Origin of the sequence: Streptomyces sp. NPDC060064, from assembly GCF_042736455.1 — a bacterium.
In the GTDB taxonomy this organism is placed as follows: Bacteria; Actinomycetota; Actinomycetes; order Streptomycetales; family Streptomycetaceae; genus Streptomyces.
In genome coordinates this window covers 25,408-50,838 of the sequence record NZ_JBHWWF010000034.1, presented here as the reverse complement: position 1 = coordinate 50,838, position 25,431 = coordinate 25,408, and the positions used below count along the sequence as shown (strand labels likewise).

Genomic DNA, 25,431 nt, shown 5'->3' with positions numbered 1-25,431 from the left:
AAGGATTCCGGCGGCCTTTGCATGTCGGGGGATGAACACGAGCCGGAGGCCGGACGACGAGTACGCCGAGCCGTACGGAATCAGGGTTCCTCGCGTCGTGCGAGGGCGAGGGTGCGCTGCGCCGCGGCCACGACCGCCGCGTCGACGAAGCGGCCGTCCGGCAGGGCCAGCGCGCCCTCGTCCGTGGCGGCCGCTTTGACGATCTCCTCCGCCGCCTCGATCTCCTCGGGCGTGGGGCGGAACGCCCGCTCGATGACCGGGAGCTGGTCGGGGTGGATGGCCGCCCGGCCCAGGAAGCCGAGCGAGCGGCCGTGGGTGCAGGAGGCGTAGAGGGCGTCCAGGTCGCGGATGTCGGGGAAGACGGACTGGGCGGGTGGCGGGAGTTGCGCGGCACGGGCGGCGATCACGATGCGGGTGCGTGGCCAGTCGAGGCCGGTGCCGTCCCGTACGCCGAGATCGGCCCGGAGATCGGACTCGCCGATGGCGATGCCGCGGACGGCGGGGTGGGCGGTGGCGATCGTGTACGCGTGCTCCACGGCGAGCGCGGATTCGAGGAGCGGGTAGAGCGGGACGCCCGGGGCCCGGGCCGCGATCCGCTGAATGTCAGAGGCGTGTGCGACCTTGGGGATACGCAGCGCACAGAGGCCCGGAAGTCCGGTGAGGGCCTCGATGTCATGGGGGGTGTTGATACGGACATGGACCGGGAGGGGATGGCGGGAGGCGAGGAGTTCGACGGTGGCGGCCAGTGCGTACTTCTTGCGGCCCGGGGACACCGCGTCCTCCAGATCGACGATCACGACGTCGGCGGCGGAGGCGAGGGCTTTGTGCACGACCTCGGGTCGGTCCCCGGGGGCGTACAGATAGGTGAGGGGGATGGTCATAGGGCGCCCTGGGTGCGGAGAGCGGTGATATCGGCCAGGGACAGACCGAGTTCGGTGAGCACCGCGTCCGTGTCGGCGCCGTGCGGGCGGCCTGCCCAGCGGATGGCGCCGGGGGTGTCGGAGAGGCGGAAGAGGACGTTCTGCATACGGAGGGGGCCGAGCTCGGGGTCGAGGACTTCGGTGATGGTGTCCAGCGCCCGGTACTGGGGGTCTTCCATGACATCGCGGATGTCGTAGATCGGAGCGATCGCCGCTTCGGCCTTCTCGAATGCGGACATGGCTTCGGAGCGGGTGCGGCGGGCGATCCAGTTGCCCACCGCGTCGTCGAGTTCGTCCGCGTGCTCCGCGCGGCCGCTGCCGGTGGCGAACCACGGCTCGTCGATCAGCTCGGGGCGGCCGACCAGATGCATGACGCGTTCGGCGATGGACTGGGCCGAGGTGGAGACGGCCAGCCAGCAGCCGTCGGCCGTGCGGTAGGTGTTGCGCGGTGCGTTGTTGCGGGAGCGGTTGCCGGTGCGCTGCTGCATGTAGCCGAGCTGGTCGTACCAGAGGGGCTGCGGGCCCAGCACGGTCAGGATCGGTTCGATGATCGCCATGTCGACGACCTGGCCGCGGCCCGTCGCGGTGCGGGCGGTGAGCGCGGTCATCACGGCGTAGGCGGTGGCGAGCGCCGCGATCGAGTCGGCGAGGCCGAACGGAGGGAGGGTCGGCGGACCTTCGGGCTCGCCGGTGATGGAGGCGAAGCCGCTCATCGCCTCGGCGAGGGTGCCGAAGCCGGGGCGGTGGGAGTACGGGCCGAACTGCCCGAAGCCGGTGACGCGGGTGAGGACGAGTCGGGGGTTGGCCGCGCTCAGTTCGTCCCAGCCGAGCTGCCACCTCTCCAGGGTGCCGGGGCGGAAGTTCTCGATGATCACGTCGGCGGTGCTCGCGAGGAGGAGGAGGGTCTCGCGGCCACCGGGGCTGGACAGATCGAGGGTGACGGTGCGTTTGTTGCGGCCGAGCAGCTTCCACCAGAGGCCGACGCCGTCCTTGGTGGGGCCGTGGCCGCGGGAGGGGTCGGGCCGGGTGGGGTGCTCGATCTTGATGACCTCCGCGCCGAAATCGCCGAGCATGGTGGCGGCGAGCGGGCCCGCGAAGAGAGTGGCCAGGTCGAGGACGCGCAGTCCCTGCAGGGGAGTGGGGGTCATGAGGCGTCGATCTCGGAGCGGTACGGCATGGAGGTGGATGCGCCCGCGCGCTGGACACAGAGGGCTGCGGCGGCCGAGGCCCAGCTGAGGGCCTGCTGTACGGGGCGGCCCTCGACGAGCGCGACGGCGAGAGTGCCGACGAAGGTGTCGCCCGCCGCCGTGGTGTCCACGGCGGTGACCCGGGGTGCCGGGACGGTGAGGGGCGCGGCCCCTCTCCGCGCGTACAGGCTGCCTGCCGCGCCGAGCGTGATCACGACCTCGGGGACCTGACGCAGCAGCGCCTCGGCCGCGGCGTGCGGGTCGGCGATGCCGGCGAGGGTGGCTGCCTCGTGCTCGTTGGGGACCAGCAGATCGGTGGCGGCGAGGAGTTCGGGAGGGAGGGGCTGGGCAGGGGCGGGGGTGAGCACGGTCCGTACACCGTGGCGGCGGGCGGCTTCGGCGCCGTCGAGCACGGCGCTCAGCGGGAGTTCGAGCTGGAGCAGCAGCGCGTCGGCGGTGGCGATGAGGGCTTCGTCCCCGGGGACGAGGTGGATGACGGTGCCGTTCGCGCCGGGGATCACGACGATCGAGTTGCCTCCTTCGTCGTCGACGACGATGTGCGCGGTGCCGGAGGGGCCGTCGGCGGTCCGCAGGAGGTCGGTGTCGACGCCGGAGGAGACGAGCGTCTGCCGCAGGCGTACGCCGAAGTCGTCCGAGCCGACCGCGCCGATCATCGCGACGTCGCCGCCGGCGCGGGCGGCGGCTACGGCCTGGTTGGCGCCCTTGCCGCCGGGGATCGTACGGAACTCACGTCCCGTGACGGTCTCTCCGCGTTTCGGCGCGTGCGCGACGTACGCGACGAGGTCCATGTTGGTGCTGCCGAGCACCACGATGCCGGTCATGGGCGGAGCGCCTCCTGGTGGGTGAGGTGGGCGAGGGTGTCGAAGCCGATGCCGTCGAAGCCGGCGACGGAGGTGGCGAGACGGTTCTTGAGCGGTGCGGTCCAGCGGTCGGGGATGGCGTCGGGGTGGCCGGCGAGCAGCCCGGCGATGGAGCCTGCGGTCGCACCGGTGGAGTCGGTGTCCCAGCCGCCGGACACGGCTCGGCAGATGGAGCCGGTGAAGTCGCCGTCGGCGTGGGTGAGAGCGGCGGCGAGAAGGGCGACGTTGGGGATGACATGGACCCAGTGGTGCTGGCCGTAGACGGTGTGGAGCCGGTCGACCGCTTGGTCGAAGTGCGGTTCCTTGTGGGCGGTGTCGATACCGAAGCGGACGGCTTGGGCGAGGCGGGAGCTCGGGGGGACGACGCGGAGGCCGGTCCGTAGGCACTGGTGGATGTCGCTCCGGCCGCCGGCCGCGGTGGCGATGGTGGCTGCGATGAACATCGCACCGTAGACGCCGTTGGCGGTGTGGGTGAGCACGGCATCGCGGTGGGCCTGCGCGGCGGCGGCCGCGGGGTCGCCGGGGTGCGTCCACCCGTGGATGTCGGCGCGGATGGCGGCGCCGATCCACTCCCGGAAGGGGTTGCGGTGGCGGGCGGTGAGCGGGGGCTCGATGCCGGAGAGGAGGTTGCGGTAGGCAACGCGCTCGGCGGTGAAGGTCCGGCCGGCCGGGAGCTCGTCGAGCCAGAGCCGGGCGACGTGGTCGGTGGTGAAGCTCCTTCCGTGGCGCTGGAGGAGGACCAGATTGAGGAGGGGGTAGTTGAGGTCGTCGTCCTCGGGCATGCCGTCGATGTTCTCGGCGAGGGAGGTGGCGGCGGACCGGCGGTTCCAGGGGTGGGCGGCGGCGAGCTCGGCGGGGAGGCCTTTGGCGGTGAACCAGGTGTTGAGGGGCCAGTTGCCGGTGGCGCGGGCGAGGTCGCGGATGGCGGTGAGGGGGAGCTTCTCGACGGGCTTGCCGAGAAGACACCCGACGGCACGGCCGAGCCAGGCGGCCTGCAGGGCGTGGGGGTGGGGATGGGCATGGGCAGGGGCATGGGGGTGGCTTTCCCCCGACCCGCCCGTTCCCGGAGTGGGGGGCGGGCCCCCGGACCCCGTCCAGGCTGCTTCGCGCGAGCCGTGCGGGGGTGGGCTGCCTTCGGGCTCGGGCGCACTCCGTGCCTCGAACGAGTCCTGTGGGGGCGGGCCGTCGGACAGCTGCGCCGGCTCATGGGGTGGGCCGGTCGGCGCCGGGCCGGCAAGGCTTCCCGCTGCGTGCGGGTCCGGCGGTGTCGGCCAGGTGGGGCAGGCCGTGGCGATCGTTGGCAGGTCCGTTGGTTCCGCGTCCTTCAACGGGGAAGGCAGCCGGGCCAGTTCGGCCAGGAGCTCGACCGCCAAGGCGCGGAGATGCGGCGGGGCCGGGGTCGGGGAGGCTCCCGCGTGAGGTGGGGTTTCGGGGCCGCCCGCCGTCTGCCAGCGGGTGCGGATCTCCATCGCGTCGCGGCCGTCCTCCTCCGCCTGGCGCAGTTCGTGGCCCAGCAGGTCCTCCGGCTGGACCCAGGTGAGGCGCAGGCTCGTCATCGTGCCTCCATCAGGCGCGCGAACGCCGACTCGTGGGATCGGTGTCGTTCCGTGTCGCGGGTGAAGACCTCGCGGGTGACCGCCGCCAGTTCCCGCGCCGGCGCGTGCAGGTCGATGCGGCTCGCCTCGGCCACCGTCTTCGCCCAGTCGCTCGGGACCGCGGACTCGCCGTGGAGCGCCCCCGCGATCGCTCCGGCCATTGTCGCGATCGAGTCGCAGTCGCGGCCGTAGTTGACGGCGCCCAGGACCGTACGGCGGTAGTCGCCCCCGCCCACCAGCAGCATTCCGAGCGCGATGGGGAGTTCCTCGATGGAGTGCAGCCGAGAGGGCCGGCGGGCCGCCAGGGACGGGGTGCGGTAGTCCGGACCGACCGTGTCGAAGGGAGCGACCGCCGTACGAAGAGAAGCGAGGGCCGATTCGAAGTCCGAGTAGCCGGCCGCGGCTTCGGCCACCGCCTCGATCGCCGACTCCGTGCCGTCCTTGGCCAGTGAGAGCGCCGTGTCGACGACCGAGGTGGGGGTGGCGTCGGGCAGACAGGCCGCGGAGACCGCCGCCGCGAAGACGCCCGCCGCCTCTCGCCCGTACGAGGACTGGTGCGCGCCCGCGATGTCGATGGCCTCGGCATAAGCGGCCTCGGGATGCGCCGCGTTGACCAGGCCCACCGGCGCCATGTACATCGCCGCGCCACAGTTGACGATGTTCCCCGCGCCTGCCTCGCGCGGATCGTTGTGCCCGTAGTGGAGGCGGGTCACCATCCACTTCTCGGCGAGGAAGACGCGTTGCAGGGGCAGCGCCTCCGCCTCGAGCTCCGGGATCCAGCGGGGGGTCGACATGAGGTCGGGGACCAGGTGGTCGGCGACGGCGTACGCGTCGAGATGGTCGCGTACGGTCGCGTACACGCGGATCAGCGCGTGCGTCATGAGGGTGTCGTCGGTGATGTGGCCGTCGCCCTTGTGGTACGGCGCGATGGGGCGGGCGGTGCGCCAGGCCCCGCCGTTCCACGGGCCGACGATGCCGTGGACGCGGCCGCCGTGCCGTTCCACGATCTGCTCCGGGCTGTAGCCCTCGACCGGGCCGCCGAGCGCGTCACCGACAGCCGCTCCGATGAGGCTGCCGGCGATCCGGTCATCGAGTGCGAGCGTCGTCTCGAGTGTCGTCGTCATGTCGGAATTGTCCACCCGGGGCGGTCAGTTCCGTGTGTGCGAGCAGCCCGGCGAGTTCGACCAGATCCGTGCCGGCGAGCCGGGGGAGCGCGCAGCCCGCGAGGGTGCGGCAGGCGTCGCGCCAGGTGGCGGGGACGGAATCGCCGCCGCCGAGCGCGCCGGTCAGCGCGCCGGCGAGGGCGGGGGCGGAGTCGGCGACGCGGGAGAGGCAGGCGGCCGCGGGCACGGCCTCGGCGACCCGGCCGCGGGCGGCGGTGGCGAGGGCGAGGGCGACCGGGACGGTTTCGGCGGCGGCGATGCCGTAGCTGTAGACGTGGTCGACGATCTGGTGCTCGAGGAGCGGTACGAGTTCGAAGGCGCCGTTCGCGTCGCGGGCGAGTTTCACGGCGTGCTGGGCGTTGCGGCCGATCTCGGTGGCGTCGGGGAGCTCGGCGAGGGCGGCGTCGACCGCGTCGTCGACGGACGCGCCGCCGAGCGCCGCGGCCACGGCGGCGGCCATGGCGCGTGCGCCGTGCACTCCGTCGCCGTCCTGGGTGTAGCGCGCGTCGAACTCGGCGAGCGTGGCGGCGGCGAGCGGGTCGCCGGGGTGGACGACGGCGAGAACGGCGGCGCGTACGCAGGCGGCGTCGTCGAAGTAGTGCGGGTTGTCGTGGCCGGTGGCGGGCGGGCGGAGGCCGGTGGCGAGATTGCCGAGTCCGGCACGTACGGAGATCCGGGCGCGGAGTTGGAGTACGGCGGACTCGACCTCGGGGGCGCGCTCGGCGGCTGCGGCGATCTCGCTGGCGAGGGAGTTCCAGGCGAGGTCGACGGCGGCGCGCATACGGCGGCCGGGGGGCAGGCCGGAGAGGAGGTCACCGGCGGCGGTGAGCACGGTCTCGGCGGCGAAGGCGGCCCACTCGGCGTCGTCGGAGGGGCCGAGGAGGAGGGGTTCGGGGGGCTGGTTGAGGGCGATGGGGACGGGGAGGGTGGTGGTGGCGTTCTGCTCGGCGAAGGTGTCGAGCTCACGGGTGAGACGGCGGGTCCACTCGGGCATCCGGGCGGCGCGATGCCGGGCGGCGGGCCACCCGGCGGCGTCACCGGCGGCGAGGCCGAGGAGGAGACCTTCGATGGGGCGGGGCGGGTGGTCTTCCCCGGCCCCGCCCCTTCCCGAAACCGGGGGCAGGCCCCCGGCCCCCCGCCGGGCCCTCGGCGCTCCGCGCGAGCCCCGGGTTTCGTCGGGTGCGGGTTCGTGCGGTCGTGCGGGGGTCGGTGCTTCGCGCGAGCCCGGGCGCCCGTCGGGTGCGGGGCCCTGCAGCGCTCCGGGGGTCGGGGCTTCGCGCGTGCCGAGGGTTTCGTCGGGTGCGGGTTCGTGCGGTCGTGCGGGGCTGGGCGGTTCGGGCGTGCCGAGGCGCCCGTCGGGTGCGGGTTCGTGCGGTCGTGCGGGGGTCGGTGCTTCGCGTGTGCCCGGGCGCCCGTCGGGCGCGAGGCCCTGCAGCGCTCCGGGGGTCGGGGCTTCGCGCAGGCCGAGGGCTTTGTCGGGCGCGGGGTCGTGCGGTCGCGCGGGGCTCAGGGCGTCGCGCGAGGGCAGGGGGCTGTCGGGGCCTCCGGGGCTCTGCGCTTCGGGCCCGGCCCGGGTGGGCTCCCGGCGGCTCGTCGCGGGTTGGCCTTCAGGCCCGGCCGCCGCCTGGTGCTCGGGTGTCATGACGCCGCCTGCGGGTCGTCGTCCGGGGTCAGGAGTTCCGCGATGTCCAGCACGTGGTAGCCGCTCATCGACGGAAGGCAGCTCCCGCGGACCGGGCCGATCACCGACGACCATTCGGCGGGGATCGCCGTGGCGCCGGACACCGCTCCCGCCAGCGCGCCCGCCACCGCCGCCGTCGTGTCCGCGTCGCGGCCCATGTTGACCGCCGTCAGGACCGACGTACGGAAGTCTCCGCGGGCCGCCGCGAACGCGCCGAACGCCAGACCCACCGCCTCCGGGGCCAGGTCCGTCCACGGGTAGCCGCCGATGACGACCGCCGAGCGGACCGCCCGTTCCTTGGAGAGCGCGTCCGCGTAGGTGTGCTGGGCCGCGACGACCGCGCGGCGCAGGGAGCGGGCCGTCCAGGAGTCCATGGGGACCACGGACAGGGCCGCGCCGATCACCCCGGCCGGGCCCGCTCCCGCCATCGCCGCGGCCACGCCCGCCGCCACCGCCTGGCCGCCGTAGATGCCCTCGCCGTCGTGGCTGACGCTGCCGTCGATCGCGACCAGCCGCGCCGCCTCCGCCGGGTGGCCCGCCGCGAAGACGCCGAACGGCGCCGCGCGCATCGCCAGGCCGTCGCTCCAGGCGTGCCGGTGCTGCGCCGAGATGGGGGCGGCGAGCCCGCGCCGCAGGTTCTCGAGCGTGCCGCGTTCGCTGAACCCCGCGCCCCGGAACGGGCCTTCGTCGAGGTCCGCGATCCATTGGTGCCACGCCTTCTCCACATGGGCCACGGTCAGGGCCGAGCCGTGCCGGGCGAGGAGGAGGCCGGAGAAGATGGCGTACTCCGTGTCGTCCGTGCCCGCCGGATGCTCGCTCACAAAGCCCTCGATACGGCCCCACCGGCGGCGGATCTCGGACGGCCGCATGTTCTCGGCGGGAGCGCCGAGCGCGTCGCCCACCGCGAGACCGAGCATTGCGCCGCAGGCCCGCTCGCGGATATCGGCGGAGGAGGGGCCGGCCGGATCAGCGGGATTGCATGCAATCAACTCCATGGGGCGGGCCCCTTTCGCGCGCACCGAGCCTGTTCCTCCATCTGTGCCACATGTGACGCGCGAGGAGTCTGAGAAACGTGTCTGTCACCCGGACCGCCCTCCGGTTCCGGAACCCCGACCGCCCTCCAGCTCCGGCACCGGACCATCTCCCGCCCGGCGGCCGGACCGTCTCCCGCCCGGCAGCCAGGTAAGTACGGCCTGCCTTGCTGGCGGACCCCTTACATCGTGCGTATTTTCGAGGGTGAAGGGGGAGCGGGACCACCGGGCCCGCTGCAGGAAAAGGGGAGAGCTGTGTCCATCATCGAAACCGAAGCGACGCTCCACGAGGCGCACCGCGACAATCACACGCACCGTGATGTGAACGGCGGCTGGCTGCGCCCCGCGGTCTTCGGCGCGATGGACGGACTCGTCTCCAACCTGGCGCTGATGACCGGTGTCGCGGGCGGCTCGGTCTCCCAGCAGACCATCGTCATCACCGGCCTGGCCGGCCTCGCGGCGGGCGCCTTCTCCATGGCGGCCGGCGAGTACACCTCCGTCGCCTCCCAGCGCGAGCTCGTACAGGCCGAACTGGACGTCGAGCGGCGGGAGTTGCGCAAGCACCCCATCGACGAGATGGAGGAGCTGGCGGCGCTGTACGTCGCGCGCGGCGTGGAGCCCGCGCTCGCCCGCGAGGTGGCGATGCAGCTCTCCAGGGACCCCGAGCAGGCGCTGGAGATCCATGCCCGCGAGGAGCTCGGCATCGACCCGGACGACCTGCCGTCGCCGACCGTCGCCGCGATCTCGTCCTTCGGTTCGTTCGCGCTGGGCGCGCTGCTGCCCGTACTGCCGTATCTGCTCGGCGCGACCGCTCTGTGGCCGGCGGTGCTGCTGGCGCTCGTCGGACTCTTCGCCTGCGGTGCGCTCGTCGCCCGCGTGACGGCACGCAGCTGGTGGTACAGCGGGCTGCGTCAGCTGGTCCTCGGTGGCGCGGCCGCGGCCCTCACCTACGGGCTCGGAGCGCTGTTCGGCGCCGCGGTCTGACACTTTCCGGCAGTCACCCCGCCCCCTCCTCCGACACCTGCGCACCGGCCCCTCGCCAGGGGCCGGTGCGCGGTCGCATGCGCGCCGGTCCCGCAAGTTGTGACGTACATCCTCTCTGCGGATCCGGCGAGGAGTGAGACACTATGCGAGACGCTACATAAGTAGCCGTTTACTCGACGGTTTCGAGTCCTTAACCACCGGGCATGAGCCGTACACACTGCGGGCAATGAGGCCTGCTCTGCGACGGGCTTGCGGACATCGATCTGTCCGACTTGACCCACCTCCACCGCTTCGCGCGGTGTCCGCATGCTGGAACCAGCTATCCACTTTTCGAGAAGCACTCCATCATGTAATCTGCACGAAATTTCGCGGAGGGCCAACGTCGTCCCTCGGTAGCTGTATTTGCCACGACGACGACGGGAGAGCCGATGCGTTCCGACGCCTGGTCGCCCATGGACGGTCGCCCCACCCCCCAGGGGATGTACGACCCCCGTAACGAACACGACGCCTGCGGCGTCGGGTTTGTGGCCACCCTCACCGGTGTTCCCAGCTATGAGCTGGTCGAGCAGGCGCTGACCGTACTGCGGAATCTGGAGCACCGCGGTGCCACCGGTTCCGAGCCCGACTCGGGTGACGGCGCCGGCATCCTGCTTCAGGTCCCGGACGCCTTCCTGCGCGAGGTCAGCGGTTTCGACCTCCCCGAGGCCGGTGCGTACGCCGTCGGAATCGCCTTCCTGCCGGCCGACGACAGCACCAACGCCGTCTCACGCATTGAGACGATCGCCGCCGAGGAAGGCCTGAACGTCCTCGGCTGGCGCGAGGTCCCGGTCACCCCGGATCTGCTCGGCAGCGGCGCCCGCGCCACCATGCCGGCCTTCTCGCAGCTCTTCGTCTCGGACGGTACGAGCACGGGTATCGCGCTGGACCGCAAGGCCTTCGTGCTGCGCAAGCGCGCCGAGCGTGAGGCCGGGGTCTACTTCCCGTCGCTCTCCGCCCGCACGATCGTCTACAAGGGCATGCTGACCACCGGGCAGCTGGAGCCCTTCTTCCCGGACCTCTCCGACCGGCGCTGCGCCACGGCCGTCGCGCTCGTCCACTCGCGGTTCTCCACGAACACCTTCCCGAGCTGGCCGCTGGCCCACCCGTACCGCTTCGTCGCGCACAACGGCGAGATCAACACGGTCAAGGGCAACCGCAACTGGATGCGCGCCCGCGAGTCGCAGCTCGTGTCCGACCTCTTCGGAGCCGAGAAGCTGGAGCGGATCTTCCCGGTCTGCACGCCGGACGCCTCCGACTCCGCCTCCTTCGACGAGGTCCTCGAGCTCCTCCACCTCGGTGGCCGCTCGCTGCCGCACTCCGTGCTGATGATGGTCCCCGAGGCGTGGGAGAACCACGACTCCATGGACCCGGCCCGGCGCGGCTTCTACCAGTACCACTCCACGATGATGGAGCCCTGGGACGGTCCGGCCTGCGTCACCTTCACCGACGGCACCCAGGTCGGCGCGGTCCTCGACCGCAACGGTCTGCGACCCGGCCGCTACTGGGTGACCGACGACGGACTCGTCGTCCTCTCCTCCGAGGTCGGCGTCCTCGACATCGACCCCGCGAAGGTCGTCCGCAAGGGCCGCCTCCAGCCCGGCAGGATGTTCCTCGTCGACACCGCCGAGCACCGCATCATCGAGGACGACGAGATCAAGTCCTCCCTCGCCGCCGAGCAGCCGTACCAGGAGTGGCTGGAAGCCGGCGAGATCGAGCTCGAGGACCTTCCCGAGCGCGAGCACATCGTCCACACCCACGCCTCGGTCACTCGCCGCCAGCAGACCTTCGGGTACACCGAGGAGGAGCTGCGCGTCATCCTCGCGCCGATGGCCCGTACCGCCGGTGAGCCGCTCGGCTCCATGGGTACGGACTCGCCGATCGCGGCCCTGTCCCAGCGCCCCCGGCTGCTCTTCGACTACTTCACCCAGCTCTTCGCGCAGGTCACCAACCCGCCGCTGGACGCCATCCGCGAGGAGCTCGTCACCTCGCTGCGCTCCTCGCTCGGCCCGCAGGGCAACATCCTGGAGCCGACCGCCGCGACCTGCCGCAGCGTCACCCTGCCCTTCCCGGTGATCGACAACGACGAGCTGGCCAAGCTCATCCACATCAACGCCGACGGCGACATGCCGGGCATGACCGCCGCGACGCTCTCCGGTCTCTACCGGGTCAGCGGCGGCGGTGACGCCCTCGCCGCCCGTCTCGAGGAGATCTGCGCCGAGGTCGACGCGGCCATAGAGGACGGCGCCCGACTGATCGTCCTCTCCGACCGGCACTCGGACGCCGAGCACGCGCCGATCCCGTCGCTGCTGCTCACCTCCGCCGTGCACCACCACCTCATCCGCACCAAGCAGCGCACCCAGGTCGGTCTGCTGGTCGAGGCCGGCGATGTCCGCGAGGTGCACCATGTCGCGCTCCTCATCGGCTACGGCGCCGCCGCCGTCAACCCGTACCTGGCGATGGAGTCCGTCGAGGACCTGGTCCGCGCCGGTACGTTCATCCAGGGCCTGGAGCCCGAGCAGGCCATCCGCAACCTCATCTACGCCCTCGGCAAGGGCGTCCTGAAGGTCATGTCCAAGATGGGCATCTCGACGGTCGCCTCCTACCGCGGCGCGCAGGTCTTCGAGGCCGTCGGTCTCGACGACGCCTTCGTGGAGAAGTACTTCAACGGCACCGCCACGAAGATCGGCGGAGCCGGTCTCGAGGTCGTCGCCAAGGAGGTCGCCGCCCGCCACGCCAAGGCCTACCCCGCCTCCGGCATCTCCGCCACGCACCGTGCGCTGGACATCGGGGGCGAGTACCAGTGGCGCCGCGAGGGCGAGCCGCACCTCTTCGACCCGGAGACGGTCTTCCGGCTGCAGCACGCCACGCGCTCGCGCAGCTACGACATCTTCAAGAAGTACACGGACCGGGTCAACGAGCAGTCCGAGCGCCTGATGACGCTGCGCGGTCTCTTCGGCTTCAGGTCCGAGCGGGAAGCGATCTCCATCGACGAGGTCGAGCCCGTCTCCGAGATCGTCAAGCGCTTCTCCACCGGCGCCATGTCGTACGGCTCCATCTCCCGCGAGGCGCACGAGACCCTCGCCATCGCCATGAACCGGCTGGGTGGCAAGTCCAACACCGGTGAGGGCGGCGAGGACGCGGACCGGCTGTACGACCCGGAGCGCCGTTCCTCCATCAAGCAGGTCGCCTCCGGCCGCTTCGGTGTGACGAGCGAGTACCTGGTCAACGCGGACGACATCCAGATCAAGATGGCGCAGGGCGCGAAGCCCGGCGAGGGCGGCCAGCTGCCCGGTCACAAGGTCTACCCGTGGATCGCCAGCACCCGGCACTCCACCCCGGGTGTCGGTCTGATCTCGCCGCCGCCGCACCACGACATCTACTCCATCGAGGATCTGGCTCAGCTGATCCACGACCTCAAGAACGCCAACCCGGCCGCGCGTATCCACGTGAAGCTGGTCTCCGAGGTCGGTGTCGGCACGGTGGCCGCGGGTGTCTCCAAGGCGCACGCGGACGTCGTCCTCATCTCCGGCCACGACGGCGGTACCGGCGCCTCGCCGCTCACCTCGCTGAAGCACGCGGGCGGCCCGTGGGAGCTCGGCCTCGCCGAGACCCAGCAGACCCTGCTGCTCAACGGGCTGCGCGACCGCATCGTCGTACAGACCGACGGCCAGCTGAAGACCGGCCGCGATGTCGTCATCGCCGCGCTGCTGGGCGCCGAGGAGTTCGGTTTCGCGACCGCGCCGCTCGTCGTCTCCGGCTGCGTCATGATGCGCGTCTGCCACCTGGACACCTGCCCGGTCGGCATCGCCACACAGAACCCGGTGCTGCGCGACCGGTTCTCCGGCAAGGCCGAACACGTCGTCAACTTCTTCGAGTTCATCGCCGAGGAGGTCCGCGAGCTCCTCGCCGAGCTGGGCTTCCGTACGATCGAAGAGGCCGTCGGCCACGCCGAGCTGCTGGACACCGAGCGGGCCGTGGACCACTGGAAGGCACAGGGCCTCAACCTCGAGCCCCTCTTCTACGTCCCCGAGCTGCCGGACGGCGCCGTACGCCACCAGCTGGTCGAGCAGGACCACGGTCTGGAGAAGGCGCTCGACAACGAGCTGATCGAGCTCGCCGCCGAGGCTCTGAACGCCGCCTCCGCCGAGGACGCCCAGCCGGTGCGTGCGCAGGTCGCGATCCGCAACATCAACCGCACCGTCGGCACGATGCTCGGCCACGAGGTGACCAGGAAGTTCGGCGGTGCGGGCCTGCCCGACGACACCATCGACATCACCTTCACCGGATCGGCCGGCCAGTCCTTCGGCGCGTTCGTGCCGCGCGGTGTGACGCTGCGGCTGGAGGGCGACGCCAACGACTACGTCGGCAAGGGCCTCTCCGGCGGCCGCGTCATCGTCCGCCCGGACCGGGGCGCCGACCACCTCGCCGAGTACTCCACCATCGCGGGCAACACCATCGCCTACGGTGCGACCGGCGGCGAGCTGTTCCTGCGCGGCCGGACCGGCGAGCGGTTCTGCGTCCGAAACTCCGGTGCCACGGTCGTCTCGGAGGGCGTGGGCGACCACGGCTGCGAGTACATGACCGGCGGTCACGCGGTGGTGCTCGGCGAGACCGGACGTAACTTCGCGGCCGGTATGTCCGGCGGCGTCGCGTACGTCATCGACCTCGACCGCGACAACGTCAACGTGGGCAACCTCGGCGCTGTCGAGGCCCTCGACGACTCCGACAAGCAGTGGCTGCACGATGTCGTGCGCCGCCACCAGGAGGAGACGGGCTCGACCGTCGCGTCGAAGCTGCTGGCCGAGTGGTCCATTGCGGTGGACCGCTTCAGCAAGATCATCCCGACCACGTACAAGGCAGTGCTCGCCGCCAAGGACGCCGCTGAGCTCGCCGGTCTCTCCGAGCAGGAGACCACCGAGAAGATGATGGAGGCGGCGACCAATGGCTGACCCCAAGGGCTTCCTGACCACCGGCCGAGAGGTCGCCGAGACCCGCCCCGTCGCGGATCGCGTCAAGGACTGGAACGAGGTCTACGTTCCCGGTTCGCTGCTGCCGATCATCAGCAAGCAGGCCGGGCGCTGCATGGACTGCGGTATTCCGTTCTGCCACAACGGCTGTCCGCTGGGGAACCTCATCCCCGAGTGGAACGACTATGCGTACCGCGAGGACTGGTCGGCGGCGAGCGAGCGGCTGCACGCGACCAACAACTTCCCGGAGTTCACCGGGCGGCTGTGCCCGGCGCCCTGCGAGTCGGCCTGCGTCCTCGGCATCAACCAGCCGGCCGTCACCATCAAGAACGTCGAAGTCTCGATCATCGACAAGGCGTGGGACACCGGCGACGTCAAGCCGCAGCCGCCGGAGCGTCTGTCCGGCAAGACAGTCGCGGTCATCGGCTCGGGCCCGGCGGGCCTCGCCGCCGCCCAGCAGCTGACCCGGGCGGGTCACACGGTCGCCGTCTACGAGCGCGCGGACCGTATCGGAGGCCTTCTCCGGTACGGCATCCCCGAGTTCAAGATGGAGAAGGTGCACATCAACCGCCGTATCGAGCAGATGCGCGCGGAGGGCACCAAGTTCCGCACCGAGATCGAGATCGGCCGTGACATCGACGCCGCGAAGCTGCGCAAGCGGTACGACGCGGTGGTCATCGCGGCCGGCGCGACCGTCTCGCGCGATCTGCCGGTCCCGGGCCGTGAGCTGAACGGCATCCACTTCGCCATGGAGTACCTGCCGCTCGCCAACAAGGTGCAGGAGGGCGACTTCGTCGCTCCTCCGATCACCGCGGAGGGCAAGCACGTCGTGGTCATCGGCGGCGGTGACACGGGCGCGGACTGTGTCGGTACGGCCCACCGCCAGGGCGCGGCCTCCGTCACACAGCTGGAAATCATGCCGCGACCGGGCGACGACCGTCCGGCGGGTCAGCCGTGGCCGACCTTCCCGATGCTCTACAAGGTCACCTCGGCGCACGCGGAGGGCGGCGAGCGGGTCTACTCCGTCTCCACCACCCACTTCGAGGGCGACGAGGACGGCAACGTCCAGTTCCTCCACCTCGTGGAGGTGGAGTTCAAGGGCGGCAAGCTGGAGCAGAAGCCGGGCACGGAGCGGAAGATCCCGGCGCAGCTGGTCACGCTGGCGATGGGCTTCACGGGCACGGACCAGGAGAACGGGCTGGTCCAGCAGTTCGGCCTGGCGCTGGACGAGCGCGGCAACATCGCGCGGGACGCGGACTTCGCGACCAGCGTGGGCGGCGTGTACGTCGCCGGTGACGCGGGCCGCGGCCAGTCGCTGATCGTGTGGGCGATCGCCGAGGGCCGCTCGGCGGCGCGCGGTGTGGACCGCTTCCTGACCGGTGTCAGTGAGCTGCCGGCCCCGATCCGCCCGACGGACCGTTCGCTGACGGTCTGATCACCGCTTCAACCCCTCATACGGTCCCGTACAACGGCGTACGGAACTCAACGCGGCGCCTGCCCTGTCCCCGACCGGACACTGGGTGGGCGCCGCGGCACGTTCAGCCGGGGGCGGCATACGAGACGAAGTCGCCCCGTGCGGCGGGGCACGCTGCCGAGCGCGAAGGGTCCCCGTACGGGTGACGTAACCTCAACTCTCCCGTCCCGGTGAACGAATGGAGCCCCGCATGGCGGCCATCAGTCTCCGCAAGATCGAGGAGACCGCGCCCGCGCTCGTCAGCCTCTACAAGAGCGCCGGTGTCTCCTTGGAGAAGCACCGGTTGAACGAGGAGCGCGCCGCCGTCTACCTGGTGCTCGACTACTCCGGCTCCATGAAGGAGTACTACAAGGACGGCAGCGTGCAGGCCCTCGCCGACCGGGTGCTCGGTCTGTCCGCCCATCTCGACGACGACGGCCGGGTGCCCGTCGTCTTCTTCTCGACGGACGTCGACGCAGTCACGGACATCGCCCTGGACAACCACCACGGGCGGGTCGACCGGATCGTGGCGGGCCTCGGGCACATGGGCAGGACGAGCTACCACCTGGCCATGGACGCTGTCATCGACCACTACCTCGACAGCGGCTCGACCGCGCCCGCGCTCGTCGTCTTCCAGACGGACGGCGGTCCGATCAGCAAGCACGCCGCGGAACGCTATCTGTGCAAGGCGGCGAAGCTCCCGCTGTTCTGGCAGTTCATCGGCTTCGGCAACAAGCGCAGCTCGCAGTTCGACTTCCTGCACAAGCTCGACGAGCTGGCCGTACCCGCCAAGCGGGCCGTCGACAACGCCGGCTTCTTCCACGCCGGACTCGATCCGCGCCAGGTCCCGGACGCCGAGCTGTACGACCGGCTGGTCGCCGAGTTCCCGCTCTGGCTGGCCGCGGCGCGTGCGCAGGGCATCGTGCGATGACGGTACGGGTGCTGCGCGCGGCCGACCGTACGGCCGTGCCCTGGAAGAACGGCGGCGGCGTCACCCGCGAGATCACCGCCTCGCCCGAAGGCGCGCCCATGGACGCCTTCGACTGGCGGATCAGCCTCGCGGACGTCGGCGCGGACGGACCGTTCTCCGCGTTCCCGGACGTGGACCGGACCCTGACCGTGGTCGAGGGCGCGGGGATGGACCTCACGGTCGGCGGGAAACGCACGCTCGCGGACGAGCGGTACCGGCCCTACGACTTCCCCGGCGATGCGGAGACCGACGGCCGGCTGCTCGCCGGGCCCGTCGTCAACTTCAACGTCATGCGCCGCAGGAGCCGTACGGCGTGCCTGACCTCGGTGGTACGGGGAGGACTGCTGGTCGTGGTCCCGTCCGGCTCGACAGTGGTGATCGTCGCGCTGGACGGGACGACCGTCCTCAAGGAGGCGCGCGTGACGCTCGCGCAGTACGACGCCGCGGTGCTGGACGCCTCGCCCGGCTCGCTGCACACGGAGGGGCACGCGGCGGTCGTCACACTGTCCGAGCCATAGAGAATCCCGACAGGAGATGTCGGGATTTCGCGGTTCGATAGCGTCATGACATCAAGCACATGGGCAGATTTCCGGGCGGCGGAGCCGGACTTCGCCGAGACCGTTCAGCGGCGGTTCCAGCAGTACAAGCACCATGTCCTGGCCACCCTGCGCAAGGACGGATCCCCGCGGGTGACCGGACTCGAAGTGGACTTCCGCTTCGGCGAGCTGTGGCTCGGCATGATGCCGAACTCCCGCAAGGCGCAGGACCTCCAGCGCGATCCACGCTTCGCGGTACAGGCGAATCCCGGCCCCGACGACTCCATGGCCGGCGGCGACGTCCGGATCGGCGGGCGTGCGGTGGAGGTGACGGATCCTGAGGTGCTCGGGCGATTCGTGGCCGAGGTCAAGCCGCCGGAGCCGTTCCATCTGTTCCGGGTCGAGCTGGGCGAGGTGGTGCAGACGTCCGTCGACGGAGATGAGCTGGTCGTACGGTCCTGGCGGCCGGGCGGAGCCGTACGCACCGTCCGGCGTCGCTGAGCCCTCCGCTCATGCCGCCAGCACCCGCGCCCGGCACTGGGCGGGTGTGCCCCAGGCGTCCCGCAGCGGTCGTGCCTTGCGCAGCCAGAGCGAGAGGTCGAGCTCATCGGTGTAACCGACCGCGCCGTGCAGCTGCAGAGCGGTGCGGGCGGCGGCGTACGCGGCCTCGCCCGCGGTGGCCTTGGCCGCGGCGATATCGGCGGCAGCCATCGAGAGGGCGGCTCCGTAGAGGAGCGGCCGGGCGAATTCGAGACCGATCAGAGTGTCGGCCAGCCGGTGCTTGACCGCCTGGAAGGAGCCGATGGCCGCGCCGAACTGATGGCGCCGCTTGGCATGGGCAACGGTCCGGTCGAGCAGCGCGAGCCCGACGCCGAGGGCCTGCGCGGCGGTGGCCAAGGCGGCGACATCCGCCGCATACGCGGCGGCGGCGGCCACATGGGGCCCTTCGGCAAGAACCTCGCCCCCGGCGCCGGGTCTCGCCAGCCGCCGCGCGGGGTCGGCGGACGTGTGTACGGGGCCGTGCCCGGGGGCGATGAGCAGCTGCGCGTACGGAGAGCCGTCTGTCGCGTCCGCGCGGGGAGTGGCCGGCCCGGTGCGGGCGCTCATGCCCGCACCGGTGCGGGCACCTGTACCGGCGCCGACGGCGGCTGTCGCGTCCGCGCGGGGAGTGGCCGGCCCGGGGGCGGTGCCCCTGCCCGTACCGGTGCCCTCGGCGGCGGCTGGCTTCGTGCCTGTGCGGGCTGTCGTCCGGCCGGGGACGGTGGCCGGGTCGCCGAACACGCCCGTCGCGTCCGCGAGGGGGGTGGCCGGCCCGGGGGCGGCGCGCCTGCCCGTACCGGTGTCCGCGGCGGCTGGCGTCGCGGCTGTGCGGGCTGTCGTCCGGCCGGGGACGGTGGCCGGGTCGCCGAACACGCCCGTCGCGTCCGCGCGGGGAGTGGCCGGCCCGGGGGCGGTGCCCCTGCCCGTACCGGTGTCCGCGGCGGCAGGCGTCGCGCCCGCGCCGGCTGTCGCCAGGCCGGGGACGGTCGCCGTGTCGCCCAACACGCCCGACGGGTCCGCCGCGTCCCCTCCCGACACCACCAAAGTCACCGTCGCCGCGTCCGCGTCCAGCGCGTACGGACCGCACCCCGTCAGCGGCAGCGTCATCGCCAGCGTCGCCGTCGACTCACCCGTCGCCAGCCCCGGCAGCAGCCGCTTCGCCGGTGACGCGTCGCCGTGCTCGGCCAGACGCGTCAGCAGCGCCGCCGTCGCGACCGTCTCGACCACCGGGCCCGGCACCGCGTGGCGGCCCAACTCCACGAAGGCAGCCGCCAGTTCCACCGGTAGCAGCCCCACGCCCTCGTACGCCTCCGGGGCCGCAAGCGCGAAGACCCCCGCCTCCGCGAGGCGCGACCACAGCGCCCGGCCCGGGGCGTGGTCGCCCGCCGACCACGCCCGTACCGCCGACGGTGTGTCCGCGGCGGTCAGCATCGCGTCCAGCGAGCGCGCGAACGCCTGTTGCTCATTGGTGAGCAGAAAACGCATCAGCGGCGGCCCTTCGGGAGGCCGAGCAGCCGCTCGGCGATGATGTCGCGCTGGATCTCGTTCGTACCGGCATAGATGGGGCCCGCCAGCGAGAAGACATAGCCCTCGGACCAGTCGGAGTCGGCCAACTCCCCCTCCGCGCCCAGCAGATCGAGCGCGGTCTCGTGCAGCGCGATGTCGTACTCGGACCAGAAGACCTTGTTCAGGCTGGACTCGGCGCCGATGCTCTCGCCCGCCGCGAAGCGCGACGCGTTGGCGTAGGTGAAAAGCTGATAGGCACGCGCGCCGATCACCGCGTCCGCCACCCGGTCGCGCAGCGCGGTGTCGTGGCCTTCCGGCCGGTCGGCCGACGCGTGCCACTGCCGTACGAGACGCTCCGCCGCAGCCAGGAAACGGCCGGGCGACCTCAAGGTCAGCCCTCGTTCGTTGCCGGTCGTGGACATCGCGATCCGCCAGCCCTGGCCCGGCTCGCCGATCACGTCCTCGTCGGGGACGAAGACATCGTCGAGGAAGAGCTCGGCGAAGGCGGGCTTGCCGTCGAGCCTGCCGATCGGCCGGACCGTCACACCCGGCGCCGACAGGTCGAACATCAGATACGTCAGACCCTGATGCGGCCGCGACGCCTTTGGACCGGCGACCCCCGCCCCCGGACCGGCGACCCCCGCCCCCGGACCGGCGACCCCCGCCCCCGGACCGGCGACCCGCGCCTCCGAACCGGTGCGGAAGATGCCGAACGCGCGGTCGGCGAAGGCGGCCCGCGAGGACCAGGTCTTCTGGCCGCTGAGCAGCCAGCCGCCGTCCGTCCGTACGGCCCGCGACGTCAGCGACGCGAGGTCCGAGCCGGACTCCGGCTCGGACCAGGCCTGTGCCCAGACGACCTCGCCGCTCGCCATCGCGGGCAGCACCCGGGCGCGCTGCTCCTCGGTGGCGTGGTCGAAGAGCGTCGGGGCGAGGAGGTTGATGCCGTTCTGCGAGACCCGTCCCGGCGCGCCCGCCGCGTAGTACTCCTCCTCGAAGGCCAGCCAGCCGAAGATGTCGACGCCCCGCCCGCCGTACTCCCGCGGCCAGGAGACGACCGACCAGCGGTCCGCGTACAGCCGCGCCTCCCACGCGCGGTGGGCCGCGAAGCCCTCCTCGGTCTCCAGGGAGGGGAGGGGCTCGGCGGGCACGTTCGCGGCGAGCCAGGCGCGGGCCTCGGCCCGGAAGGCTTCCTCGTCGGCGGAGTGGTCCAGGTCCATTCGCGCATCCTTCCCTAACAAGTGTTTGGTAGGTTAACGTGCCGCTGTGACGAACAACAGGGCGCAGTACGTACCCGGTCACGGCCTTCTGAAGGGCCGTACCGCCGTCATCACCGCCGCGGCCGGAGCCGGGATCGGCGGAGCGACCGCCCGGAAATTCCTGGAGGAGGGCGCGCGCATCCTCATCAGCGACGCGCACGCCCGCCGCCTGAAGGAGTCGCAGGAGGCGCTCGCCGAGGAGTTCGGCGCGGCGGCCGTGACCTCACTGCCCTGCGACGTCACCGACGAGGCCCGGGTCCAGGCGCTGTTCGACACGGCCGTACGGCAGCACGGCGGCCTCGACATCGTCGTCAACAACGCCGGCCTGGGCGGCACCGCGGCCCTCGTCGACATGAGCGACGACCAGTGGGGCAAGGTCCTCGACGTCACCCTGAACGGCACCTTCCGCTGCACCCGCGCCGCCCTGCGCTCCTTCCGGGCAACCGGACGCGGCGGAGTGATCGTCAACAACTCCTCCGTCGTCGGCTGGCGCGCCCAGGCCGGTCAGGCCCACTACGCCGCCGCCAAGGCCGGAGTCATGGCGCTCACCCGGTGCGCGGCGGTCGAGGCGGCCGAGTACGGCGTACGCGTCAACGCCGTCGCCCCCAGCCTCGCCATGCACCCGCACCTGGTGAAGGTCACCTCGGCCGAACTGCTGACAGAGCTGACCGCCAAGGAGGCCTTCGGGCGGTACGCCGAACCCTGGGAGATCGCCAACGCCATCGTCTTCCTCGCCAGCGGCTACTCCTCGTATCTCACCGGCGAGGTCGTCTCCATCAGCAGCCAGCATGCGTAGGACGAGAATGGTCCCGTGCCGACCAACAGCAAGAAGAAGACCCAGGTGAGCGCCACGCCCGAGCGCCGCCGCGAGCTCCTCGACACCGCCGCCGAGGTGTTCGCCGCGCAGGGTTACAACGCCACCACCGTCCGCAAGATCGCGGACCAGGCCGGAATGCTCGCCGGCAGCCTCTACTACCACTTCGATTCCAAGGAATCGATGCTCGACGAGATCCTCTCCACCTTCCTGGACGAGCTCTGGCAGGGCTACGACGCCGTGCTCGCCGCCGTGCTCGGGCCCAGGGAGACCATCGAGGCGCTCGTCACCGAGTCCTTCCGGGAGATCGACCGGCACCGCGCCGCCGTCGCCATCTACCAGAAGGAGTCCAGGCATCTGGCGGCTCAGCCGCGCTTCCACTACCTCACGGACTCGCAGCAGAAGTTCGAGAAGGCGTGGCTGGGGACGCTGGAGCGCGGGGTCGCGGGCCACGTCTTCCGCGCCGACCTGGACATCCGCCTCACGTACCGGTTCGTCCGCGACACGGTGTGGGTCGCGGCGTCCTGGTACCGGCCGGGTGGGCAGCACAGCCCGGAGGAGATCGCCCGTCAGTACCTGTCGATGGTGCTGGACGGTATCGCCGTACGCAGCTGACCGATCGAGGAGCCGTCATGGCCGAGGCATACATAGTCGAAGCGGTACGCACGCCGGTGGGCAGGCGCGGAGGGGGACTGGCCGGTGTCCACCCGGCCGACCTCGGCGCGCATGTCCTCAAGGCCCTGGTCGCACGGACCGGTGTGGACCCCGCGGCGGTCGAGGACGTCGTCTTCGGCTGCCTGGACACGGTGGGCCCGCAGGCCGGCGACATCGCCCGTACGGCATGGCTGGCGGCCGGTCTGCCCGAGGAGGTGCCGGGCGTGACGGTCGACCGGCAGTGCGGCTCCTCGCAGCAGGCGGTCCACTTCGCCGCACAGGGAGTGCTCTCCGGCACCCAGGACCTGGTGGTCGCCGGCGGCACCCAGAACATGACGCAGATCCCTATCGCCTTCGCGTCCCGGCAGGCGGCCGAACCGCTCGGGCTGACGGTGGGTCCCTTTGCGGGCAGCGAGGGCTGGCGGGCCCGCTACGGCGACCTGCCGGTCAACCAGTTCCACGGCGCGCAGCTGATCGCCGAGAAGTGGGGGATCTCGCGGCGCGCCATGGAGGAGTTCGCCCTCCGTTCCCACCGGCGGGCGGTCCGCGCCGCCGACGAGGGCCGCTTCGAACGGGAGCTGGTGGCGTACGGCGAGGTCACGGCGGACGAAGGGCCGCGCCGCGACACAACGCCGGAGAAGATGGCGGGCCTGAAGCCCGTCATGGAGGGCGGCACCATCACGGCGGCCTGCTCCTCCCAGGTCTCGGACGGCGCGGCGGCGATGCTGATCGCGAGCGAACGGGCCGTCGCCGAGCACGGCCTTGTGCCGCGCGCCCGCATCCACCACCTCTCGGTGCGCGGCGAGGATCCGATCCGGATGCTGTCGGCCCCGATCCCGGCGACGGCGTACGCGCTGAAGAAGACCGGCATGTCGATCGGCGACATCGACCTGGTCGAGATCAACGAGGCCTTCGCGCCCGTGGTACTCGCCTGGCTGAAGGAGACCGGCGCGGACCCGGACAAGGTCAATGTGAACGGTGGAGCGATCGCGCTGGGACATCCGCTGGGCGCGACGGGCGTGAAGCTGATGACGACGCTGCTGCATGAACTCGAGCGCACCGGTGGGCGATACGGACTGCAGACGATGTGTGAAGGCGGAGGTCAGGCGAACGTGACGATCATCGAGCGACTGTGATCACGGGCCTTTCCGGCCGGGTCGTGCTACGGTAGCGGCGTTGCAGTTTTGGTACCCATGAACTTCGTGTGCGCCTGACGGGAATGCTTCCTCAGGCGCACATTTTGTTTCCGGTTCTCCGGATGGGGCTCAATGCAGCGACGGGAAACTCACGAGGTGTGAGTTTCCGGCTTGCCCCTGTTTTAGGAGAATGACATGGCTACTGGAACCGTGAAGTGGTTCAACTCGGAAAAGGGCTTCGGCTTCATTGAGCAGGACGGCGGCGGCGCCGACGTCTTCGCCCACTACTCGAACATCGCCACCTCGGGCTTCCGTGAGCTCCAGGAAGGCCAGAAGGTTTCCTTCGACGTCACGCAGGGCCAGAAGGGCCCGCAGGCGGAGAACATCGTCCCGGCCTAATATCCGGACGCGAACCTCGCAGCCGGGGCCCGCACCGTCAAGGTGCGGGCCCCGGCTTGTGCTGTCTCACATGCCCAGGAGGGCAATATCCGCATGACTCGCTCCGAACGCCCGGCCCGCCCGACCCGAAAGCGCCCGGTCAATTCCCGCGCCCAGGGCCCTGCTAAGGGCTCCGGCAAGGCTCCCGCCCGCAAGGTGGCGGCCCCGCAGGAATTCACGCTGCCGGAATCCACCACCCCCGCGCTGCCTGTCGTCGAGGCGTTCGACGAGCTGGACATGCCGGCCGCCCTGCTGAAGACCCTCGTGGCCCAGGGCGTGACCGAGCCCTTCCCGATCCAGGCCGCCACGCTGCCGAACTCTCTCGCCGGCCGCGACATCCTCGGCCGCGGGCGCACCGGCTCGGGCAAGACCCTGGCCTTCGGGCTTGCGCTGCTCGCCCGCACCGCCGGCCGGCGGGCCGAGCCGCGGGCACCGCTCGCGCTCGTTCTCGTACCGACCCGTGAGCTGGCGCAGCAGGTCACCGACGCACTCTCGCCGTACGCGACCTCGGTGCAGCTGCGGCTGGCCACGGTCGTCGGCGGTCTGTCGATAAGCAAGCAGGCGGGCACGTTGCGGCGTGGCGCCGAGGTGCTCGTGGCCACGCCCGGGCGGCTCAAGGACCTCATTGAGCGCGGCGACTGCGCGCTCGACCGGGTGTCGATCACCGTCCTCGACGAGGCCGACCAGATGGCTGACATGGGCTTCATGCCGCAGGTCACGGCGCTGCTCAAGCAGGTCGAGCCGGACGGTCAGCGGATGCTCTTCTCGGCGACGCTGGACAAGAACATCGACCGGCTCGTACGGATGTTCCTGACCGACCCCGTCGTGCACTCCGTCGACCCGTCCGCGGGCGCGGTCACCACGATGGAGCACCATGTGCTGCACGTCGCGGACGAGACCGACAAGAAGGCCGTGGCCACGCGTATCGCGGCCCGTGACGGCCGGGTGATCCTCTTCGTGGACACCAAGCGCGCGGCGGACCGTTTCGCCAAGCGGCTGCTGTCCAGCGGCGTACGGGCGGCGGCGCTGCACGGCGGCCGTTCGCAGCCGCAGCGCAACCGCACCCTCGACCAGTTCAAGAACGGGCAGGTCACCGCGCTGGTCGCCACCAATGTGGCGGCCCGCGGCATCCATGTCGACGATCTCGACCTGGTCGTGAACGTCGACCCGCCCGTCGACCACAAGGACTATCTGCACCGAGGCGGGCGCACCGCCCGGGCCGGAGAGTCCGGCAGCGTCGTGACGCTGGTGCTGCCCGAGCAGCGCCGCGAGATGACCCGGCTGATGTCGGACGCGGGCATCAGCCCGCGCACGGCCAGGGTCAAGTCCAGCGACGAGGAGCTCAGCCGCATCACCGGGGCGCGCGAGCCCTCCGGTGTCGCCATCACCATCGAGGTGCCGCAGCCGGTCGTGCAGCAGCAGCGGCCGCAGCGACGTCGTGCGCAGGTTCCGGCCCAAGGGGGCCGGTCCGCGCAGGGCGGTGGCAGTGGCAGCGGCCGCAGCCGTGGCCGGCGTGGTGGACAGGGCGGGCAGGGCGGGCAGGGCGCTCAGGGCGGACAGGGCGGACAGGCTCGTCAGGGCGGTCGTCCGGCGCGGGGCGGTCAGGGCGGTCGCCGCACCGCGGCGTAGCGCCGGCCTTGTCGGGGCTCCGCCCGAACCCCGCGCCTCAATCGCCGGCGG

The 25,431-nt window shown here is 71.6% G+C and carries 20 protein-coding genes; 11 read left to right on the top strand and 9 right to left on the bottom strand.

The window, feature by feature from the left end:
* Positions 1 to 80 precede the first annotated feature (80 nt).
* From ACFWDI_RS31940 to ACFWDI_RS31910, 7 genes are all read right to left on the bottom strand, one after another.
* A complete protein-coding gene (locus tag ACFWDI_RS31940; RefSeq protein ID WP_385309353.1) occupies positions 81 to 881 on the bottom strand; it encodes an HpcH/HpaI aldolase/citrate lyase family protein in 801 nt (266 codons plus the stop codon).
* Positions 878 to 2,068: a CaiB/BaiF CoA transferase family protein gene (locus ACFWDI_RS31935; protein WP_385309351.1), complete on the bottom strand. Its 1,191-nt coding sequence runs from the start codon at positions 2,066 to 2,068 to the stop codon at positions 878 to 880. The genes ACFWDI_RS31940 and ACFWDI_RS31935 overlap by 4 nt, the downstream gene beginning before the upstream one ends.
* Complete coding sequence (rbsK, locus tag ACFWDI_RS31930) at positions 2,065 to 2,949, bottom strand: ribokinase (RefSeq protein ID WP_385309349.1); 885 nt, start codon at positions 2,947 to 2,949, stop codon at positions 2,065 to 2,067. The genes ACFWDI_RS31935 and rbsK overlap by 4 nt, the downstream gene beginning before the upstream one ends.
* Entirely contained in the window at positions 2,946 to 4,544 is a 1,599-nt protein-coding gene (locus ACFWDI_RS31925; RefSeq protein WP_385309347.1) for an ADP-ribosylglycohydrolase family protein, read from the bottom strand. The genes rbsK and ACFWDI_RS31925 overlap by 4 nt, the downstream gene beginning before the upstream one ends.
* Positions 4,541 to 5,707, bottom strand: a complete 1,167-nt coding sequence (locus ACFWDI_RS31920; RefSeq protein ID WP_385309346.1) for an ADP-ribosylglycohydrolase family protein — start codon at positions 5,705 to 5,707, stop codon at positions 4,541 to 4,543. The genes ACFWDI_RS31925 and ACFWDI_RS31920 overlap by 4 nt, the downstream gene beginning before the upstream one ends.
* Positions 5,670 to 6,869, bottom strand: a complete 1,200-nt coding sequence (locus ACFWDI_RS31915; RefSeq protein WP_385309404.1) for an ADP-ribosylglycohydrolase family protein — start codon at positions 6,867 to 6,869, stop codon at positions 5,670 to 5,672. Before ACFWDI_RS31915 ends, ACFWDI_RS31920 begins: the two co-directional genes overlap by 38 nt.
* Positions 6,870 to 7,384: 515 nt before the next feature.
* Positions 7,385 to 8,422: an ADP-ribosylglycohydrolase family protein gene (locus ACFWDI_RS31910; RefSeq protein ID WP_385309344.1), complete on the bottom strand. Its 1,038-nt coding sequence runs from the start codon at positions 8,420 to 8,422 to the stop codon at positions 7,385 to 7,387.
* Between the two features lie 291 nt (positions 8,423 to 8,713).
* Here ACFWDI_RS31910 and ACFWDI_RS31905 point away from each other — a divergent pair, with 291 nt between their 5' ends.
* The 6 genes from ACFWDI_RS31905 to ACFWDI_RS31880 all read left to right on the top strand — a co-directional run bounded on the left by ACFWDI_RS31905 (position 8,714) and on the right by ACFWDI_RS31880 (position 17,908).
* Positions 8,714 to 9,442, top strand: coding sequence for a VIT1/CCC1 transporter family protein (locus ACFWDI_RS31905; RefSeq protein WP_327322968.1), 729 nt, complete (start codon positions 8,714 to 8,716; stop codon positions 9,440 to 9,442).
* Between the two features lie 428 nt (positions 9,443 to 9,870).
* Positions 9,871 to 14,430 (top strand): glutamate synthase large subunit, encoded by a 4,560-nt coding sequence (gene gltB / locus ACFWDI_RS31900; protein WP_385309341.1) that lies wholly within the window; start codon positions 9,871 to 9,873, stop codon positions 14,428 to 14,430.
* Positions 14,423 to 15,883 carry a glutamate synthase subunit beta gene (locus ACFWDI_RS31895; RefSeq protein ID WP_327322966.1) on the top strand — a complete coding sequence of 487 codons (1,461 nt, stop codon included), beginning with the start codon at positions 14,423 to 14,425 and terminating at the stop codon, positions 15,881 to 15,883. Before gltB ends, ACFWDI_RS31895 begins: the two co-directional genes overlap by 8 nt.
* A 229-nt stretch (positions 15,884 to 16,112) precedes the next feature.
* On the top strand, positions 16,113 to 16,832 hold the full coding sequence (locus ACFWDI_RS31890) for a vWA domain-containing protein (protein ID WP_385309339.1): 720 nt from the start codon (positions 16,113 to 16,115) through the stop codon (positions 16,830 to 16,832).
* Positions 16,829 to 17,389: a HutD family protein gene (locus tag ACFWDI_RS31885; RefSeq protein ID WP_385309337.1), complete on the top strand. Its 561-nt coding sequence runs from the start codon at positions 16,829 to 16,831 to the stop codon at positions 17,387 to 17,389. Before ACFWDI_RS31890 ends, ACFWDI_RS31885 begins: the two co-directional genes overlap by 4 nt.
* 45 nt (positions 17,390 to 17,434) lie before the next feature.
* A complete protein-coding gene (locus ACFWDI_RS31880; protein WP_385309335.1) occupies positions 17,435 to 17,908 on the top strand; it encodes a pyridoxamine 5'-phosphate oxidase family protein in 474 nt (157 codons plus the stop codon).
* A gap of 9 nt (positions 17,909 to 17,917) precedes the next feature.
* Here the strand turns inward: ACFWDI_RS31880 and ACFWDI_RS31875 are convergent, their stop codons facing one another.
* Complete coding sequence (locus ACFWDI_RS31875; RefSeq protein ID WP_385309334.1) at positions 17,918 to 19,432, bottom strand: acyl-CoA dehydrogenase family protein; 1,515 nt, start codon at positions 19,430 to 19,432, stop codon at positions 17,918 to 17,920.
* Positions 19,432 to 20,670 (bottom strand): acyl-CoA dehydrogenase family protein, encoded by a 1,239-nt coding sequence (locus ACFWDI_RS31870; protein ID WP_385309332.1) that lies wholly within the window; start codon positions 20,668 to 20,670, stop codon positions 19,432 to 19,434. Before ACFWDI_RS31870 ends, ACFWDI_RS31875 begins: the two co-directional genes overlap by 1 nt.
* Before the next feature lie 46 nt (positions 20,671 to 20,716).
* Here ACFWDI_RS31870 and ACFWDI_RS31865 point away from each other — a divergent pair, with 46 nt between their 5' ends.
* From ACFWDI_RS31865 to ACFWDI_RS31845, 5 genes are all read left to right on the top strand, one after another.
* Positions 20,717 to 21,505 carry an SDR family oxidoreductase gene (locus ACFWDI_RS31865; RefSeq protein ID WP_362675286.1) on the top strand — a complete coding sequence of 263 codons (789 nt, stop codon included), beginning with the start codon at positions 20,717 to 20,719 and terminating at the stop codon, positions 21,503 to 21,505.
* Positions 21,506 to 21,520: 15 nt separating this feature from the next.
* A complete protein-coding gene (locus tag ACFWDI_RS31860; protein WP_385309330.1) occupies positions 21,521 to 22,138 on the top strand; it encodes a TetR/AcrR family transcriptional regulator in 618 nt (205 codons plus the stop codon).
* 17 nt (positions 22,139 to 22,155) lie between these two features.
* Entirely contained in the window at positions 22,156 to 23,313 is a 1,158-nt protein-coding gene (locus tag ACFWDI_RS31855) for an acetyl-CoA C-acetyltransferase (protein WP_385309329.1), read from the top strand.
* A 195-nt stretch (positions 23,314 to 23,508) separates the two neighbouring features.
* The gene (locus tag ACFWDI_RS31850) at positions 23,509 to 23,712 is read left to right on the top strand and encodes a cold-shock protein (protein ID WP_003969786.1); all 204 of its coding nucleotides are present in this window, start codon (positions 23,509 to 23,511) and stop codon (positions 23,710 to 23,712) included.
* Positions 23,713 to 23,805: 93 nt separating this feature from the next.
* Positions 23,806 to 25,380 (top strand): DEAD/DEAH box helicase, encoded by a 1,575-nt coding sequence (locus tag ACFWDI_RS31845; protein ID WP_385309327.1) that lies wholly within the window; start codon positions 23,806 to 23,808, stop codon positions 25,378 to 25,380.
* Positions 25,381 to 25,431: the final 51 nt, after the last annotated feature.

Bases quoted from the DNA above. Each gene is read 5' to 3' on its own strand.
- ACFWDI_RS31845 (WP_385309327.1), top strand. From the start codon at position 23,806: ATGACTCGCTCCGAACGCCCGGCCCGCCCGACCCGAAAGCGCCCGGTC.
- ACFWDI_RS31880 (WP_385309335.1), top strand. From the start codon at position 17,435: ATGACATCAAGCACATGGGCAGATTTCCGGGCGGCGGAGCCGGACTTC.
- ACFWDI_RS31890 (WP_385309339.1), top strand. From the start codon at position 16,113: ATGGCGGCCATCAGTCTCCGCAAGATCGAGGAGACCGCGCCCGCGCTC.
- ACFWDI_RS31855 (WP_385309329.1), top strand. From the start codon at position 22,156: ATGGCCGAGGCATACATAGTCGAAGCGGTACGCACGCCGGTGGGCAGG.
- ACFWDI_RS31885 (WP_385309337.1), top strand. From the start codon at position 16,829: ATGACGGTACGGGTGCTGCGCGCGGCCGACCGTACGGCCGTGCCCTGG.
- rbsK (WP_385309349.1), bottom strand. From the start codon at position 2,949: ATGACCGGCATCGTGGTGCTCGGCAGCACCAACATGGACCTCGTCGCG.
- ACFWDI_RS31925 (WP_385309347.1), bottom strand. From the start codon at position 4,544: ATGACGAGCCTGCGCCTCACCTGGGTCCAGCCGGAGGACCTGCTGGGC.
- ACFWDI_RS31940 (WP_385309353.1), bottom strand. From the start codon at position 881: ATGACCATCCCCCTCACCTATCTGTACGCCCCCGGGGACCGACCCGAG.
- ACFWDI_RS31895 (WP_327322966.1), top strand. From the start codon at position 14,423: ATGGCTGACCCCAAGGGCTTCCTGACCACCGGCCGAGAGGTCGCCGAG.
- ACFWDI_RS31850 (WP_003969786.1), top strand. From the start codon at position 23,509: ATGGCTACTGGAACCGTGAAGTGGTTCAACTCGGAAAAGGGCTTCGGC.
- ACFWDI_RS31910 (WP_385309344.1), bottom strand. From the start codon at position 8,422: ATGGAGTTGATTGCATGCAATCCCGCTGATCCGGCCGGCCCCTCCTCC.
- ACFWDI_RS31935 (WP_385309351.1), bottom strand. From the start codon at position 2,068: ATGACCCCCACTCCCCTGCAGGGACTGCGCGTCCTCGACCTGGCCACT.
- ACFWDI_RS31920 (WP_385309346.1), bottom strand. From the start codon at position 5,707: ATGACGACGACACTCGAGACGACGCTCGCACTCGATGACCGGATCGCC.
- ACFWDI_RS31870 (WP_385309332.1), bottom strand. From the start codon at position 20,670: ATGGACCTGGACCACTCCGCCGACGAGGAAGCCTTCCGGGCCGAGGCC.
- ACFWDI_RS31875 (WP_385309334.1), bottom strand. From the start codon at position 19,432: ATGCGTTTTCTGCTCACCAATGAGCAACAGGCGTTCGCGCGCTCGCTG.
- gltB (WP_385309341.1), top strand. From the start codon at position 9,871: ATGCGTTCCGACGCCTGGTCGCCCATGGACGGTCGCCCCACCCCCCAG.